The organism is Erythrobacter sp., from assembly GCF_038133525.1.
In the GTDB taxonomy this organism is placed as follows: Bacteria; Pseudomonadota; Alphaproteobacteria; order Sphingomonadales; family Sphingomonadaceae; genus Qipengyuania.
Genome location: NZ_JAYPTL010000021.1, coordinates 8,032 through 25,291, shown reverse-complemented (window position 1 = coordinate 25,291; position 17,260 = coordinate 8,032). Strand labels below are relative to the sequence as shown.

Here is a 17,260-nt window from a genome sequence, read left to right as displayed (position 1 = left end):
GCCGGATTGGCGGCGGCGGTGCGCCTCGCCGAGGCTGGCGCCCAGGTCACGCTTTACGAAGCGGCGGGTCACGCCGGCGGGCGCTGCCGCTCGTTCCACGACCGCCAACTCGACCGCGTCATCGACAACGGCAACCACCTGGTCCTGAGCGGCAACCATGGCATCGGACGCTTTCTACGCCTGACCGGCTCGGACGGCATGGAAACCGCCGAGCGCGCCGATTTGCACATCGCAGTTCCGCCCGACGGTGACGTCGCGTTGTTCAATGCGTTGCTGGGAGGAATGTTCGAGCGTGGGCTGATCGATCAGGATTTTTTGGCTGAGCGCTGCTCTATCCCGGAAGGATTTTGGGACAGTCTCGAATGCGATCCTGGCGTACCTTCCGACGTCTTTGCCCGGTTTGTCGAACTGGCTGCCAATAGCCCGCGCATGGTGACCCTCTTCAGCCAGGGTGCAAACCAGTCGGTCGGCGGCACCGACAAGGGCAATGCCATCACTAACTTTCACCTCGCCACCGGGCGCATCAATCGGCCGGGGACGGGACCCTTTTCGATTACCGGCCAGCCCAATGCCATGGGCGGACGCGAAGTCGGCGGCCTATCCAGCATGCTGGCGGTTCACCTCGGCTTCTCGGAAGGGGAGCGCGCCGATATCGCCGCGTTCTGGAGGACGGGTCGGCTTTGTTCCGAGCCGGGCCTGAAGGCCGTGGATCTCTTCCGGGCCGTCCACGATGGGCGGATCAAGTTCCTGTGGGTCATGGGTACAAACCCTGCGGTTTCCATGCCCGATGCCGGTTTCGTTCGCGATGCGCTGGCGCGCTGCCCGACTGTCGTTGTTTCCGAGATCATCGAGGATACGGACACCGGCCGCTTCGCCCACATTCGCCTGCCTGCACTGGGGTGGGGCGAAAAAGACGGCACGGTCACGAATTCCGAACGCCGGATCAGCCGCCAGCGCGCGCTGTTCCCTGCTCCAGGCGAAGCCCGGGCCGACTGGCGGATCATCTGCGACGTCGCCCAGCGCGCGGGGTTTGGCGAGCCGTTCGCCTATTCGGGTCCCGCTGCGATCTTCCGCGAGTTTGCTGCGATGTGCGCGCTGGCGACGGCCCACGGGAAGCTGCTGGACCTGACCGACTGGGCCGGATGCAGCGACGCCGAGTACGATACGATGAAGCCATTCCAGTGGGGCGGGCGGCACCCCTGCGCTGACCGTTTCCCGACCGAAAGCGGCAAAGCGCGCCTCGTCCGGGTTGTTGTGCCACAGCCGCCAAGCGAGCAGGGAGACTTTCCCCTGCGGCTGAATACCGGCCGCTACCGCGATCAATGGCATACGATGACGCGCACGGGCTTGAGCCCCAAGCTGTCGATCCATCGCCGCGAGCCAAGGGTCGAGGTACATGCCGATCTCGCCGAGGGCGCCGCACTAATTGACAAGGGATTGGCGCGGGTCATCACCCCCTTTGGCGAGAGCATCTATCGCGTCGACGTATGCGAAACTGTGCGGCCCGGAGAAATCTTCGTCCCGATGCACTGGACCGATGTACTGAGCGCCGGAGGACGCACTGGGCGCCTCGCGCAGCCTGCGGTCGACCCGCATTCTGGCCAGCCCGGGTTCAAGAACACCGCAGCACGGATCGAACCCTTTACGCCCGACTGGCGCGCCTTCCTGGCAAGCCGCTCCTCGGTTCGACCCGATGTGGCCTATTGGACCCTGAGCAGGGTGGAACATGGCTGGATCACCGAACTGGCCGGGATGGGCGCAATTGATATTGACCGCCTTCTGCCTGCTGGCGAGCGCAGCGAGGTTGCCGATCTGCGCAGCGGCATGCTGCGCGTTGCGGTCAGCTCGGTGGACCGGGCGCTCGAAGCGGTGTTGTTCCTTACCCGTAATGGTGTGCTGCCACCGCGAGACTGGATCGCGGACCAGCTCGGCAGCGGGTCTGCCTCGGTTACAGAATGGCTGGCCGCGCGCCCATCGACCCCACTGCCTGATCGCGGCGCGACTGTCTGCGTCTGCCACGCGGTGGGCGAACTCGATATCGTGCGAGCAATCGACGACGGAGCGGAAGACCTCGCTGCGATAGGGCGTTGCACGAGGGCAGGGACCAATTGCGGCTCGTGCCGACCCATGATCGCGCGCCTGATTGAGACTACAAGGTTCAAACATGAGGAGGCTGCCCAATGAGCCGGGTCGAACCGGGGATGGTCTGGCTGGTCGGCGCAGGTCCTGGAGATCCCGACCTGCTGACCCGCAAGGCGGAGCGCCTGATCCGTGAGGCAAGCGTAATCTTCTACGACGCGCTGGTCGGCAAGGGAGTGCTCGATCTCGTGCCGGCTCACGTTCGCATGGTATCGGTGGGCAAACGATCGGGCCGCCATTCGAAGGACCAGCGCGCTATCGATGCACTTCTTGTCGAGGCCGCGCTATGGGGCGAACGAGTGGTGAGATTGAAGGGTGGCGACCCATCGATCTTTGGTCGTGCGACCGAAGAACTCGACGCATGCCGAAGGGCTGGGATCGCGACCTGTATCTGCCCCGGCGTCACCGCCGCCAGCGCCGCCGCCGCAGATCTCGGCATCTCGCTCACCCTGAGGGGCATGGCGCGCAAGCTGGTCTTCGTTACAGCCCACAGCAGAAATGGCGCCGGTCTCGATCTCGACTGGTCGAGCCTCGCCGATCCCCATGCTACACTTGCGATCTACATGGGTAAGGCCGCTGCACCACTCGTTGCCAAGGGGTTGATCGAAGCGGGCCTGTCTCCGGATACGCCAGTGGCCTTAGTCGAGAATGCCAGTCATGACTGTCAGACCAACTTCCGGACAACGCTGTCGCTCCTCCCGATTGCAGCGCGAACCGCATTAGGTGGGGGAGCGGCGATTATCCTAGTCGGCGAGGCGCTTTCGGCCGTTGGAAGCATCGTCAGTCATGCCCGTTTTGACGCGGACTACAGCCACAAGAGTTGAGGTTTTGGGGCCTTGAAAAGGGATAACTGCCGCCCGCTTCCGGCCTTTGCGCGCAGAAAGCAGACAGACCGCAATCGGCCCAAACTCTGTCGGTTGGGGAACGCCCTATTGGTTAGAATCAAACGACGAGCTTATCGATCGTTACTGGCATACACCTTCTTGAATCGGGTCCATCACGGTTTGCTGCCACGCCGGCCGCGCAGCAGCAGATATGCTGCCGGGATGACGTACATCGACAAAAGCGGTGCGGTGATCATGCCACCAATCATTGGCGCGGCGATGCGGCTCATCACCTCCGATCCCGCTCCGGATCCAATCAGGATTGGGAATAGGCCCGCGACGATCACTGCCACCGTCATTGCCTTGGGCCGCACGCGCAACAATGCGCCCTCGCGGATCGCCTCATGCAGCTGCCCGTCCGTCGGTTCTCCGCCGCGACGCTCCAGTGCGCTCTTCAGATAGATCAGCATGACCACGCCGAACTCCGCGGACACGCCAGCCAGGGCAATGAACCCCACTGCCGTCGCGATCGATTGGTTGTAGCCCAACAGATAGAGCAGCCAGAATCCTCCGGTGAGCGAGAAAGGCAGGGTTGCCATTATCAGGAGCGCCTCGTCCAGCCGCCGGAATATGAGGTAAAGCAGAAAGAAGATGACCGCGAGTGTTGCCGGAACCACGATTTTCAACCGATCATATGCGCGGGTCAGGTACTCGAACTGCCCGGCATAGGAGAGGCTGATGCCAGCTGGGAGGTTAATGCTCTCGGCTACTGCCTGCTGCAGTTCGGTCACTACCGAACTCAGATCGCGATTGCGCACATCGATATAGACATAGCTCGTCGGCCGGCCCTGTTCGCTCTTGAGCATTGGTGGCCCGTCGCTCACGTTAATCCTTGCCACGGCACCCAGGGTGATCTGCTGACCCGCTGGTGTAAGTAGCGGAAGCGCACGCAGTTCTTCGACGCTGTCACGGATCTCCCGGGGATAGCGTACATTGACCGGGTAGCGGGCCAGCCCTTCGACTGTTCGCGCGACATTCGCACCGCCAATCGCGCCCGACACGACCTCTTGGACGTCCGCGATATTGAGGCCGTGGCGCGCCGCCGCGATCCGGTCGATATCGACATCAATGTAGCGTCCGCCAGACAGTCGCTCGGCGAGCGCGGAGCTGACGCCAGGGACCGTCTTGGCAACCTCCTCCACTCGCAGTGCGATACGCTCGATCTCCGCCAGGTCCTCACCTGAGACCTTAACCCCGATCGGGCTCTTGATCCCGGTAGCCAGCATGTCGATGCGGTTGCGGATGGGCGGTACCCAGATATTGGCAAGGCCCGGTACGCGCACCACACGATCAAGCTCCTCGACAAGCTTGTCGGGAGTCATGCCGGGGCGCCATTCATCACGCGGCTTGAAGCGGATCGTCGTCTCGAACATGGTCAGCGGCGCTGGGTCAGTGGCGGTATCCGCCCGCCCGGCCTTGCCGAAGACCCGGTCGACTTCGGGCACCGATTTGATCAACCGGTCTGTTCGTTGCAGCAATGCCGAAGCCTCACCGGGTGAAAGCCCCGGCAGTGCGCTCGGCATATACAGCAGGTCGCCTTCGTCCAAAGGTGGCAGGAATTCGCCGCCTAGCTGAGAAAAGGGCATCCCAGTTGTCAAAAATATCGCCCCGGCCAGGGCCAGCGCTGCCTTGGGCCGGCGCAGCACCCAGTCGAGTCCGGGCCGATAGGCGCGTGTGACCCACCGATTGATCGCATTTGAATCCTCCGGCGGGATCCTCCCGCGGATCAGGTAGCCCATCATTACGGGGACCAATGTCACGGAAAGAACTGCGGCGGCTGCCATCGCATAGGTTTTCGTAAAGGCGAGCGGCGAGAAGAGACGACCTTCCTGTGCCTGCAGCGTGAAGACGGGCAGGAACGACAGCGTGATGATCAACAGGCTAAAGAACAGCGCCGGTCCCACCTCTTTCGACGCGTCTGCAATAATGCGCCAACGCTCATGCGCGGACAATTTCGCCCCGGGATTTTCTTCCTCCCATCGTTCGAGATGCTTGTGTGCATTCTCGATCATCACCACCGCGGCGTCGACCATGGCGCCGATCGCGATAGCGATGCCGCCGAGAGACATGATGTTGGCGTTGACCCCCTGGAATCGCATAACGATGAAGGCTGCGAGCACGCCGAGCGGCAAGGTGACGATAGCGACAAGCGCCGAACGTACGTGCCAAAGGAACAGCGCGCAGACGAGCGCGACAACGACAAACTCTTCGATCAGCTTCTGCGTTAGATTGTCGACCGAAGCGTCGATCAGCTGCGAGCGATCATAGGTAGTGACGATCTCTACACCTTCAGGCAGGCTCGCCTGCAGTTGTTTCAGCCTGGCCTCCACAGCCGCGATGGTGCCACGGGCATCGGCGCCCTGTCGCAGGACGACGATGCCGCCGGCGACCTCTCCCTCACCATCGAGTTCGGCGATGCCTCGCCGCAACTCGGGGCCGATCTGAATGGTAGCGACATCTGCAAGCGTCACCGGCACACCGCCGCCGGTGGTTCTGAGGGGGATTCGGCGGAAATCCTCGAGACCTGTGAGGTAACCCGAGGCTCGAACAATGTACTCGGCTTCGCCCATCTCGACGACCGATCCACCGGTCTCCTGGTTGGCCGCCTGGATTGCTCTGACCACAGTGTCATGAGTGACACCGAGTGATGCCATGCGAAATGGATCGAGCACTACCTGGTACTGCTTCACCATTCCGCCTACGCTTGCGACTTCGGCGATGCCGGGAATGGTCTTGAGTTCATAACGCAGGAACCAGTCCTGCAGGCTTCTCAGGCCGGCCAGGTCATGGCCGCCCGTGCGATCGACCAGCGCATACTCGTAGACCCAGCCGACGCCCGTAGCGTCCGGACCGAGAGTACTGACGACCCCTTCGGGCAGGCGATTCTGCACCTGGTTCAGATATTCGAGCACTCGCGATCGCGCCCAGTAGAGATCGGTGCCATCCTCGAAAATCACATAGACGAAGCTATCGCCGAACATGGAGAAACCGCGCACGGTCCGGGCTCCTGGAACCGAGAGCATGGTGGTTGCCAATGGATAGGTAACCTGATCCTCCACGATCCGCGGCGCTTGACCGGGATAGCTGGACCGCACCACGACCTGGACATCCGAGAGGTCGGGCAACGCATCGACGGGCGTTGTTCGAACCGCCCACAGGCCGCCTAGCGTGACGGCGATCGCCGCCAGCACGACAAACATTCGGTTGGCGATCGACCGTTCGATGATCCGCTCGATCACGGGGCAAACTTCCGGATCGAAAGGATGCGGGGGCCGCGTGCATCGCGGGTGAAGGAAAACTGGACCCGGTCGCCCCGTTTGAGGTCGCGCAGCTGGGTCGGCACCTCAATCTCGAATGCCATTGTCATCGAAGGCCAGTCCAACTCCGGCACCGGCTCATGATTCAACGTCACCGATTGGCCCGAAATTCGCTCTATTGTTCCCTCGGCGCGATAGGTCGCAGGATCGGATTGCTTGGTGGACCTGGCCTTCTCCCCCTCCTGCGGTACGGCATCAATCGGGCGGATCTCGAGACCGGACAGGCTGGCTTCTGAATCGAGCAGGAACTGGCCCGATGTCACCACCGCTTCGCCTGGCGCCAAGCCTGCTAGCACCTCAGTGCGCCCGCCTGCTTCGCGACCCAGGCGAACTTCGGCCGGCATGAAACCGCCCTCACCCTGCTTGACCATTACGATAGCCCGGCGTCCCGTTCGGATGACCGCCTCGGACGGCACCAATAGCGTACGCCTGGTTTCGGGCGAGAGGACGACTTTGGCGAACATCCCCGGCTTCAGCCTGCCGGTGGGATTGGGAAGCTCAGCGCGAACGGTGATCGTTCGACTGGCATCCTCGGCGCTGGGCAGGATCGCGATGATCCTCCCTGATAGCGTCTCGTCAGGGAAGGCAGTGAGCCTCGCGGTCATCGCCTGGCCCAACCGGACCCTGGCGGCCTGCGCTTCGGGCACCGCCGCTTCCAGCCAGATCGGTGAGAAGCCAGTGATCTCGGCTAGGGTTTGACCGGCCATCACGGTCATACCGGGCCTTACACCCAGCATCGTGATGGCGCCCCCGATCGGCGCAGTGACGGTGACGGTGGACCGCGCGCGGCCAGACCGGCCGAACGCGGCAATCTGCCCTTCGCTCATGCCTAGCAAGCGCATCCGTTCGCGCATCGCGCGGGCAAGACCTTCATCCCCGGTCCCGAGAACGGCCAGATATTCCTGCTGCGCGCCACCCCATTCCGGGACCAGAATGTCGACCAGAGGAGCGCCGCGCGCCACCACATCGTCGGGTGCCAGGTCATAGGTCCGCTGGACGTAGCCGGCGAGGCGCGGCTGGACGATCGCAACGTCCCGGCCATTGAAAGCAAGCACTCCGGTCACTGTCAGCTCGGGCTCAAGCTCGCCATATTCGGCCTTTGCCGTGCGGATCCCGAAGTTCTGGACAAGGCCCGGGTCGATCCGGACGGCGGCACTTGCCTCTCCATCTGCACATTTCGGGACGAGTTGCATGTCCATGAATGGGGACCTGCCCGGCTCTTCAAACCGTTGGTCAGGAACCATGGGGTCGAACCAGTAGAGTACTTCTGTACAGCCGCTGTCCTCGACCATTGTTTCGCCGTCTGCACTTCCGCCCAGCATGGAAAGGCCGTAGCCTGCTGCAATGCCGACAAGCGCGATGGCCCCAGCGGCGGCGTAGGTACGCTGGCGTGAAGTGAAGCGATCAAACATCGAGATCATAATCCGTCCTCCCCGTAACCGAGCTTGAGTCTTACAGCGGCCGAAACAGTGGCGGCCTCGCGTTCGAGGATGTCGAGTTCGAGCAGCAACAGCGCGGATTTGGCGGTCACGACATCGAAGAGGCTCGCACGTCCGGCCGCGAAACTCGCAGTTTCAAGCTCCGCACGTTCGCGGGCGAGCGGCAACAGTTCCTCTCTTGCGCGCCGCCACTGGTGATCGGCACCGCGCCACTGAGCGAGATCTGCTTCGAGCCTCGCTTCGAGCGCACGCACCCGATCCTCGCGCTCGGCAGAGGCCGCGGCAGCCTCGGCTTCGGCTGCGGCGATGCGTGGTTCCTGCCGACGGCCCGCAAAGATCGGCAGAGTGACCGACCCCATCACCGAGACAACATCGCCGAAGGCATCGTCGCGTCGCCCATAGTTTACGCTGACACCGAAATCGGGACGCTTTTCCGCGCGTGCGAGCCGGACTCCCGCCTCGGCTCCTTCAACAGCTGCATCTGCGAATTTCAGTTCCGGGTTCAGGTCCAGCATTTGCTTGAGGCTCCCGGCATCGATTGCGGCCTCCGGGGCGGCTCCCTCGGCAATCGGGTCGATTACCGCGATGTAACGGGCCAGCATCGCCTGTGCCGCATCGCGTTCGACCTCGATTGAGGTGATCGCATCCTCCACTCCCAACAGGTCCTTGCGCAGGGCCAGACTATGCGCGGGTCGAGCCGATCCAGAGGCCACTGCGCTGTTCGCGACCGGCACCAGTTTGCGCAGATCCTCGAGCGCCGCACGCGCCAGATCCAGCTTGCGTTGGGCATAGTGAAGTTCGACCCACGCCATACCGGTCGCTATCTCGACGGATCGTTCGGCAAGCCCAAGCCGTGCCTCTGCCAGTCGCACCTCCGAAGCGGCCAGGCCGTATCGTGCTCGTCGCTTGGCGAGGTTGGGAAACTCTTGCTCCACTCCGAGGGAAACCTGGGTGGGAAGCTGCCGGTCGAGTTCGAATGCCACCGGACCTGAAACCGGTAGGTTCGCGATCCCCGCCCGCAGGCGCGGGTCGGGAAGCTCGTCCGACGCCGCTATTGCCTCGCGTTTGCCTGCAACGCGAAGTGCGCCGGCGTCGAGCATCGGCTGGTTGTGGCGTGCGGCATGCAGCGCGTCGTCAAAGCTTACTGGCTGCGCCTGCGCATGCGGCGCTGCAAGCAGGGCGGCCAAAAGCGCCCCTCCAACTTGCCATTTCATGATCGTTCTCGCTCGGTCGATGGGCAAAGACTACCCGTCGCGCACCCCCATCGATAGCAGGGGGCCTGCGTTTGAGTATCGCCCAGCTGAAAATGCGGCGCAGCGCGCCCGATCCCGCTGAAACTCGAGCTAAAGTCGCGGCGGTGGCGCCTCCGGTCGCAGCTGCATACCCAGGAGCGACAGGGCGGGAGAAGGACGATGGGTGAGTGTACTGGCAAGTTGCGGCGCCGAACCCGCAGCCGTGCTGCCAATCACCAGTGGAGGCACGCAGTTCATGCCAACGAGGCAACCAACAGTCATATTGTCGCAAGGCCCACCATCATCGATGGGCTCGCGCTCGCTGGCACAATCATGACCCGAAGTGACCTGCATCGATTCACAACAGTCTGGACGTTGCGGTGCAGCTTCCGCAGCGGCAGAAACCTGCACGGACAGGCCGAATGCGAAGCAAAGGACAGCAAGGAAACGGGCCAGGCTCACCTGCTCGGGATAAGCGAGAACTACTTGGGGAACAAGAGCGCATCGCTTTGTTCCCTATCAAGACGATCCGGGTTCCATGGTGTTATTTGCATGACCGTGCACCCCGCAGACACCAACGCCTTATCCTTTTCCATTCGATCAAAGTGCGCAAGAGCGACACCTTGTACTCGAGGTATTCACCTTGTGCATTTCGTCTAATTGGTCGTTTCATCCAAGTTTGAGACCAAAACCGGCCCGACCGCTATCGGTCCCAAAGCGAGCATCTGATAGACTCCGCGCAAATGTCCGTCGATCGAGTAATCCACGCCACCGACAATCAGCTCTGGAACGACGGATCATGGTTCTTCGGATCTGATCGAGTTTGCCGGTTGTAGCTCAGCTAGTCCATGCAGCGAGAAGTCCCCGACCACCCCAAAGGATAAACCCTAGACCGAGTGTCGATGCCACCAGCCTACCTCGCGGGAGCAGTTTTTCCGCTGTTACCAAAAGAGTGAGGATCGTCACCCAAACGAGGTTCATGACACCGCCAACAAACAGCAAAAGCATCACGACCCAGCAGCAACCGACGCAATAGAGTCCATGGATGAGGCCAAGTCGGAATGCGCCCACCGCCCCTGGTGACTGAAACCGAGCTATGAATTGCGCAGGGTTCCTGCATCGCTCGAGGCAGGCCCGCTTGACCGGTGTAATCTGGTAGATTCCCGCTGCAATAAGGACAATCATGGCAATCATTGGGGCCTCTAGTGCCATGAGCCCCATCGTTAGAAACGCAGCCTGCCCCAGTGCTATTTGAAGCAGGCCTGCGAGACTTGAGAACGCGCCCCAGAGCAGGAGATAGCCTGCTACGAACTGCCAGACCGGCGATTTGGTATCCGAATGGCTGACGCGGTAAGAGCGATCGTAGAGCAGCACCACCGGTGCGGCAGCAGGTATCATCATCGCGATCATCATGACCCACCACATCGAAATGGTGATTGCCAGGTTCCCTAAGGACCAATCTCCCATGGCCATTGCCGTCCCTTGGCCGGGCGGCGCTGGGGTGAAGGGATATAACGAATACTGCGCGCCTTGTTGCGTGCCCGCACCCACGACAAGCCAGGCCCATGCCAACAGGGTGAGCAGGACCAGCCCGATAATTGTGACCAGCTTAGGTCCGCGTAGGATTCGCGCGATTGCCCGCGCCATTAGGCGTGGACGACGCCGTGACTATCGAGGTGCAAATTTGCAAGTTGAGCATAACTACTCGTCAGTTGCACCGATACCGGCTTGGTCGCCGCACTGGTACCTGAAGCCACCTCGGCATATTCATATTCGAACCCATCCGGCAGGTGAATGCGCGCGCGTATCTCACTCCCGTCAACCGGACTCTTGATCGGCGTGCCCGACATGTCGACATGTCCTGGAATCCGCAGGCGTCCCTTGCGTCCTTCAACATCTACTTCGAAGTCGATGGGAACGAACAGCGGTTCGTGCATGGTCTCAACGGTTGTGGCGAATACCGCAAAGAATGTCGCCATGGGATCGGTATCCCCGCCGGTCATGATCGAGAGAAGGGCCTGCCTCTCTGCCTCATTGGCACGCTCGTCGACGAACGCGACACACTCGCCTTGACCATCGTGGATCGGCCCCGGCCATTTGAAAATTGCTCCAATCTTGAGGCCCGACAAATCGGTGTCACCGTGTTTGCCCTCGTCTATGACCATTCCGAATACCGCGTAGCAATGTCCCTTATCCGGTAGTCCGCCGAACTGGCAGTTGCAGCCATAGTCGCAGCTGCAATTTACCAGCTCGCGTCCCTTGAATTCCCAGTAGGTCATCATAGCCTCCTGTTCTGCCAGCAATCCATTCTCCGCGACCAGCTTTGGTTGTCCGCTGCACAATGATTCCCCCTAGCACAACGAGCCACAGCTGGCCATTTGTGTGGCTTTCGATACCTGCGATGGCGTTCTCGATTGAACCCGAGATGGAATGGGCCAGAATGGCGTTACTCCTGCCCAAATCCGGACAGTCTGGATGCGGCCCAACCGAGAAGATCGAATTGAGCTTACGTAAGGCTTTGGAGGAGGAGGCGGATCTTCGCTTTCGTGCAGCTCCCAATGGTCGTATTGGGTGAACTCCGGGACCGAGCAACCTCCCGGCCAGGCGGTAATTGCCAAAGTGTTGCCTCGTCGTCCGTCTTCTGGCGGATTGTCGTTTGCGAGGTGACCCATGAGCGTGATGCCTACCACGAATCCCAACTTCTCTCACCTCCTGCGCGTGTTCTTGCGCATCGGACTGCTCAGCTTCGGCGGGCCTGCGGGACAGATTGCGCTGATGCACCGCGAACTGGTCGAGGATCGAGAGTGGGTGAGCGAGGAGGATTATCTCCACGCGCTCAATTTCTGCCACCTCTTGCCGGGGCCGGAAGCGCAGCAGCTGGCGACATGGGTTGGCTGGCGTTTGCATGGCTGGCGTGGCGGATTGGCTGCGGGCCTGTTGTTCGTGATCCCCGGCGCGGCTATCATCCTTGTATTGTCGGCACTCTACGCGGTTGCCGCGAACCTCGACTGGTTCGAGGCGCTGTTCCTGGGCGTGAAGGCCGCAGTGCTGGCGATTGTCGTGCAGGCACTGCTGCGGATCGCTGGCCGCGCGCTCAACACGCGGTTCAAGCAAGGTCTGGCGGTATCGGCCTTCGTCGCGTTGTTCCTGCTCGACTTGCCGTTTCCACTGATTGTTCTGGGGGCTGGCGCAATCGGTATGGTCGTTGCGGCGATGTGTCCCGAATGGTTGGCGCTGAAACAGGGAGGTTCCACTCCGCCTTCCGGCCCGCGTCCTTGGTGCAGCACAGTTCAGGCGGTAACGATCTGGGGAGTGATCTGGGCCGCGCCGATGGTGCTGGTCGCAGCGACGTTAGGCACAGGCCATGTATTGTGGGACATCGGCGCATTCTTCTCACGGCTTGCCGTTGTCACCTTCGGCGGGGCTTACGCTGTCCTTGCCTACATGGCGCAAGAAGCAGTCCAGGGCTTTGGATGGCTGCAACCGGGCGAGATGGCGGACGGGCTTGGTCTCGCCGAAACCACACCCGGACCGCTTATCATGGTCACTCAGTTCGTCGGGTATCTCGCCGCTTATCGCGCGCCAGAGCCGTTTACGCCTTTCGTCGCAGGGTTGCTTGGCGCGGGTCTGACAACATGGGTTACCTTTGCCCCGTGCTTCCTATGGATCTTCGCGCTTGCGTCGTGGATCGACCGTCTCGGCAATGCTGTGCGGCTGAAAGGTGGGCTTGCGGCGGTAACGGCAGCGGTGGTGGGCGTGATCGCCAACCTCACCGCATGGTTCGCACTGCACGTCCTGTTCGCCACCGTTAGAGAAACGCAGGCAGGGCCGCTGCGGCTCTACGCGCCCGACTGGCCCAGCTTTGACTGGCGCGCGGCAGTGCTTGCGGCGATCGCCTGCCTGCTGGTGTTCAAGGTAAATTGGTCGGTGTTGAGAGTGTTGGGAGTCGCGGCGTTTGGCGGACTGGTGCTGGGCCTGGCCATTTGATGGGGCGACCTGAGGAGGAAAACATGAGCAATTTCACAAGGCGTGATGCAATTGGTACGACAGCGATGGGGGTCGCGGGAGTGGCCATTGCTAACGGCGCGACCGCTCGAGCATCAGCGCAAGGAGCATCGCGCGTTGCGGCATTCGCCGGCAAACACACGCCGAGGCCTCTTCGGTTCGATCCTAAGAAGCTTGCCGGCCTTTCCGAACGGCTCATCACCTCGCACTGGGAGAACAATTACCAAGGCTCGGTGCGGGGCCTCAACACAATCGAAACCCGGCTCGCGGCTGCGATGGCCGATCCCGATTACCCGACCGTGGCTTATGCCGGGCTGAAACGCGAGGAGCTGCATCGCACGGCCTCTGTGGTGCTGCACGAAATCTATTTCGAAGCGCTTGGCGGTAACGGCAATCCGGGCGGCTCGATCTACGAGGCGCTCGATGGCTGGTTCGGAAGTTTCGAAGCCTGGGAGGAGGAGTTCCGTCGCACCGCCATGTCACTAGCGGGAGGATCGGGTTGGTGCGTGCTCACCTGGAACGCGCATACTCGTTCGCTGCACAATTACTGGGCGTGGGATCACATGCACGGCGCGGTGACCGGTGCGCCGCTGATCGCGCTCGATATGTATGAGCACAGCTACCACTTGGATTACGGTACAGCTGCTGCGCACTATATCGATGCGTTCATGGCCAATCTCGACTGGGAAGTGATTGACGCGCGCTATCGAGCTAACGCGTCCCAGGCTAGAAATGCATCCAATCTCTGAAACTATTTCGCTTGCGGAATGGCGGTTTCTCGATTCCTCGGCCCTGACGCGGACTGACCGCTTTCGGCCTAGTTCCTGCCGTTTTATCAGCGTCTGATAATGGGCGGAGCATGGACGTCCAGCCTGTCAACTCGGTGGTCCGGAAAACGCCGGAATCTTCCTTTGCCTTGCCAATTTGAACCGTTCAATTGACTATATGAGCAATTGGCTAGTCGATCTTTGAGGGAAAGCTAGTGGAGGCACGACAACCGGCGAAGCCCATCTCGACGGCGTCCTGGCTCGAAAAGATTCCGCACCCCTTCGTTCTGATCTTTGGCATCATCATTGTCGCGGCATTCTTAACCCACATCATTCCCGCTGGTGAATTCGACAAGGTCGAGCTAGCAAACGGCCGCGAAGGGGTTGTGCCTGGCTCGTTCCACTATGTTGAAGGCAAGCCCGCGTCTTTCCTGGATGTCTTTCTTGCCATCCCACAGGGCTTGGTCTCCGCCGCCGAGTTGATCTTTGTAACATTCATTGCAGGCGCGACGTTTCAAGTTCTGGAGCACAGTGGCACACTCGAGAATGCGGTCGGAAGCGCAATTCGTGTGATAGGTCAGCGGCGCGCAAAGCTGCTGATCGTATTGACCACCTTTACATTCGGTCTGCTCGGCGCAGTTGTGGGTTTCGAACACAATATCGCATTGGTGCCGATTGCAGTGATCGTCGGTCTCGCGATTGGGGGTGACCTGCTCTTGGGCGCGGCCGTGTCGCTCGGTGCGGTCGTAATCGGCTTTTCCACTTCACCGATCAATCTCTACACTGTCGGCACTGCGCAGATCATCGCGGAATTGCCGTTGTTCTCCGGCGCACTGTTCCGTTCGATCTTCTGCTTGGCCAGCCTGATGGTCCTCGCGTGGTACAACTGTCGCTATTACTCGCGCCTGCTCAACGGGCAGGTCACTTCCACCGTTGCTTCCATCCCGACCGAAGGCTTGGCGCTTGCGAGGGATACTGAGACGTACCGGTTGCGAACCCAGGACATCATGACGCTCGTGGCGTTTTTTGGATTGTTCGCGACCCTCCTCTACGGCGTCTTTGCCTATGGTTGGTATATCAACCACTTCTCGGCGCTCTTCGTGATGATCGCGATTGCTGCTGCCGCCATTCACAGGATGTCGCCAAACACCGCAGTTGAACAAATGATCCATGGTGCCGGAGCGATCGCTGGCGGGGCGCTCGTGATCGGCCTCGCTCGCGCGATCCAGATCGTGCTCGAAGGTGCCATGATCAGCGAGACGATAGTGAATGCCCTGGCCTTGCCGCTTGCGGATTTTCCGCCCTATCTCTCCGCGATTCTCATGACCCTGGTCAACTCGCTGATCAACGTATTCATCCCATCGGGCAGCGGTCAGGCAATGGTCACGATGCCTGTGCTGATACCGTTGAGCGATCTAATCGGGGTCTCGCGCCAGACAGCCATCTTCGCCTTCCAGGTTGGCGACGGTTTCACTAACCTCATTGTACCCACATCGGGTGGAACGTTGGCCATGCTGGCACTCGCACGCGTCCCTTTCGATCGCTGGCTGCGCTTCATTCTTCCCCTGATCGGTATGTTGTTTCTCTTGTCGTGGGTCTTCCTGGCAATTGCTACCGCCATAAGTTGGCAGTAGCTGCCGAGACGATAGACGGGCGCCTGCTCGGCATCCAATGTTGGCAGCTTTCCGGTCGTAGCCAGGCCTTCCGCTCCTGGCATATCTCAAGCTCAATGAAGCTGTCGCGAAGTTGGGCGGAGACCGGACAGTGACGATGTGCCTAGGGACACGAACTGGCACAAAGTTGACGATTCGTGCTAAGCTCCCAAAAAAAGGAGGCCTAGACGCTACCGACTTCGACAAGGGATTCCAATCTCGACCTGTTCCGGTCGGCAGTGCCGCTTTTACTGTTTTTGCTTGTCGCGCTAGTTTGGACGAAGCCAGTAATGGCGGCTCCGGATCAGGCATTCCTTATTTCGATTGAAGGTGCAATTGGCCCTGCCACTTCGGCTCATGTCGCCGATGGGCTGGAGCGGGCCCGGCAAGAAGACGCGGCAATAGTGATCTTGGAGATGGACACGCCTGGCGGGTTGGACACCTCGATGAGGGAGATCATCCAGGAAATCCTCAGCATGCCGCTTCCCGTGGTCGGCTATGTTCACCCGAGTGGTGCGAGGGCAGCAAGTGCAGGTACTTACATCATTTATGCCAGCCACGTTTCCGCAATGACGCCTGGTACGAATCTTGGTGCAGCGACGCCGATCCAGATCGGGTCTACGCCTGCTCAGCCTGAAGAAGGCGAGGAAAAGGCACCTCAGAACGTGAGCGAGCAGAAGGCGGTGAATGATGCCGTTGCCTATATCCGATCGCTGGCGGAGATACGCGGACGCAACGCTGATTGGGCAGAGCGGGCGGTCCGCAATGCGGAGAGCCTTTCCGCCAGCGCTGCATTGGAACAAGGGGTCATCGAAATTGTCGCGGCGGATATCGAAGAATTGCTCGTGGAGTTGGACGGACGGACTGTGGATGTCGCGGGTGAGTCGCGAAAGCTAAGCACAAAGAGCCTGTCCATCGTCCAAATCGAGGCTGACTGGAGCACTCGGCTGCTCGCGACAATTACCGATCCCAATGTCGCTTTGATACTTTTGATGGTAGGGATCTATGGCCTATTCTTCGAGTTTATGAATCCCGGCGCGCTGGTGCCGGGTACAATTGGCGCCATATCTCTATTGGTTGCCCTGTACTCACTGGCAGCGCTGCCGGTCGATTTCGCTGGGATCGCCCTAATCCTTCTCGGACTTGCCCTGCTCGTGGCGGAGGCGTTCGCTCCGTCCTTCGGAATATTGGGCCTGGGCGGCCTTGCTTCATTTGTTGTCGGAGCAGCCATCATGTTCGACACCGATGTGCCCCAATTTCAGGTCGATCGGTCTGTCATTGCCGCTTTGGGCGTATTGGGGGCTATCCTCATGATCATTATCGCCCGCGTGGGAATCTCGTCGTTTCGTCGGCCAGTGAAAGGTGGAAAGGAAGATATGATTGGCGCCAAAGGCGAAGTAGCCGACTGGCACGATGGTCGCGGTCACGTTTTCGTTCACAGCGAACGCTGGAATGCCACCGGGCCTCACGATCTTGAGCAGGGGGCGACTGTCAAGGTCGAGGGAATAGACAAATTGGAGCTATCGGTAAGCCTGTCAGAGGAGGAAGACGCTCGAACGTAAGGAGAGTAGTATGGAAGCCTTTGTGAATTATACTTTCTTCGCACCACTCGCGATACTAATCATCGCGCTGCTGTGGGCGGCCATCAAGATACTTCGCGAGTACGAGCGCGGCGTTATCTTTACGTTGGGCCGCTTCACGGGAGTAAGGGGACCTGGACTTATTCTGCTTGTTCCTTTCGTTCAGCAACTCGTCCGCACCGACCTGCGAATGATCGTCATGGATGTTCCGGAGCAGGATGTCATTTCTCGTGACAACGTATCGG

At 60.6% G+C, this 17,260-nt stretch carries 12 protein-coding genes; 7 read left to right on the top strand and 5 right to left on the bottom strand.

Annotated elements, in window-relative coordinates:
- Both AAFM29_RS07370 and cobA read left to right on the top strand, forming a co-directional pair.
- Window positions 1–2,184: molybdopterin-dependent oxidoreductase (locus AAFM29_RS07370; protein ID WP_341712159.1), on the top strand; the 2,184-nt coding region annotated here is incomplete at its 5' end.
- A complete protein-coding gene (cobA, locus tag AAFM29_RS07365; RefSeq protein ID WP_341712158.1) occupies window positions 2,181–2,963 on the top strand; it encodes a uroporphyrinogen-III C-methyltransferase in 783 nt (260 codons plus the stop codon). The genes AAFM29_RS07370 and cobA, both read left to right, overlap by 4 nt.
- Before the next feature lie 173 nt (window positions 2,964–3,136).
- On the opposite strand, the gene AAFM29_RS07360 is transcribed toward cobA, so the two are convergent.
- The 5 genes from AAFM29_RS07360 to AAFM29_RS07340 all read right to left on the bottom strand — a co-directional run bounded on the left by AAFM29_RS07360 (window position 3,137) and on the right by AAFM29_RS07340 (window position 11,290).
- Complete coding sequence (locus AAFM29_RS07360) at window positions 3,137–6,262, bottom strand: efflux RND transporter permease subunit (protein WP_341712157.1); 3,126 nt, start codon at window positions 6,260–6,262, stop codon at window positions 3,137–3,139.
- Window positions 6,259–7,761, bottom strand: coding sequence for an efflux RND transporter periplasmic adaptor subunit (locus AAFM29_RS07355; RefSeq protein ID WP_341712156.1), 1,503 nt, complete (start codon window positions 7,759–7,761; stop codon window positions 6,259–6,261). The genes AAFM29_RS07360 and AAFM29_RS07355 overlap by 4 nt, the downstream gene beginning before the upstream one ends.
- Window positions 7,758–8,993, bottom strand: coding sequence for a TolC family protein (locus tag AAFM29_RS07350; protein ID WP_341712155.1), 1,236 nt, complete (start codon window positions 8,991–8,993; stop codon window positions 7,758–7,760). Before AAFM29_RS07350 ends, AAFM29_RS07355 begins: the two co-directional genes overlap by 4 nt.
- Before the next feature lie 855 nt (window positions 8,994–9,848).
- Window positions 9,849–10,658: a DUF2182 domain-containing protein gene (locus tag AAFM29_RS07345; RefSeq protein ID WP_341712154.1), complete on the bottom strand. Its 810-nt coding sequence runs from the start codon at window positions 10,656–10,658 to the stop codon at window positions 9,849–9,851.
- A complete protein-coding gene (locus tag AAFM29_RS07340; protein ID WP_341712153.1) occupies window positions 10,658–11,290 on the bottom strand; it encodes a DUF1326 domain-containing protein in 633 nt (210 codons plus the stop codon). The genes AAFM29_RS07345 and AAFM29_RS07340 overlap by 1 nt, the downstream gene beginning before the upstream one ends.
- Before the next feature lie 400 nt (window positions 11,291–11,690).
- Between AAFM29_RS07340 and chrA the strand changes: the two genes are divergently transcribed.
- From chrA to AAFM29_RS07315, 5 genes are all read left to right on the top strand, one after another.
- The gene (gene chrA, locus AAFM29_RS07335; RefSeq protein ID WP_371830722.1) at window positions 11,691–12,998 is read left to right on the top strand and encodes a chromate efflux transporter; all 1,308 of its coding nucleotides are present in this window, start codon (window positions 11,691–11,693) and stop codon (window positions 12,996–12,998) included.
- A gap of 23 nt (window positions 12,999–13,021) precedes the next feature.
- The gene (locus AAFM29_RS07330) at window positions 13,022–13,765 is read left to right on the top strand and encodes a Fe-Mn family superoxide dismutase (RefSeq protein ID WP_341712151.1); all 744 of its coding nucleotides are present in this window, start codon (window positions 13,022–13,024) and stop codon (window positions 13,763–13,765) included.
- Window positions 13,766–13,998: 233 nt separating this feature from the next.
- Window positions 13,999–15,417, top strand: coding sequence for a TIGR00366 family protein (locus AAFM29_RS07325; protein ID WP_341712150.1), 1,419 nt, complete (start codon window positions 13,999–14,001; stop codon window positions 15,415–15,417).
- A 308-nt stretch (window positions 15,418–15,725) separates the two neighbouring features.
- A complete protein-coding gene (locus AAFM29_RS07320) occupies window positions 15,726–16,997 on the top strand; it encodes a nodulation protein NfeD (RefSeq protein WP_341712149.1) in 1,272 nt (423 codons plus the stop codon).
- 10 nt (window positions 16,998–17,007) lie between these two features.
- Window positions 17,008–17,260 (top strand): SPFH domain-containing protein (locus tag AAFM29_RS07315; RefSeq protein WP_341712148.1); only part of this gene is annotated, 253 nt, incomplete at its 3' end.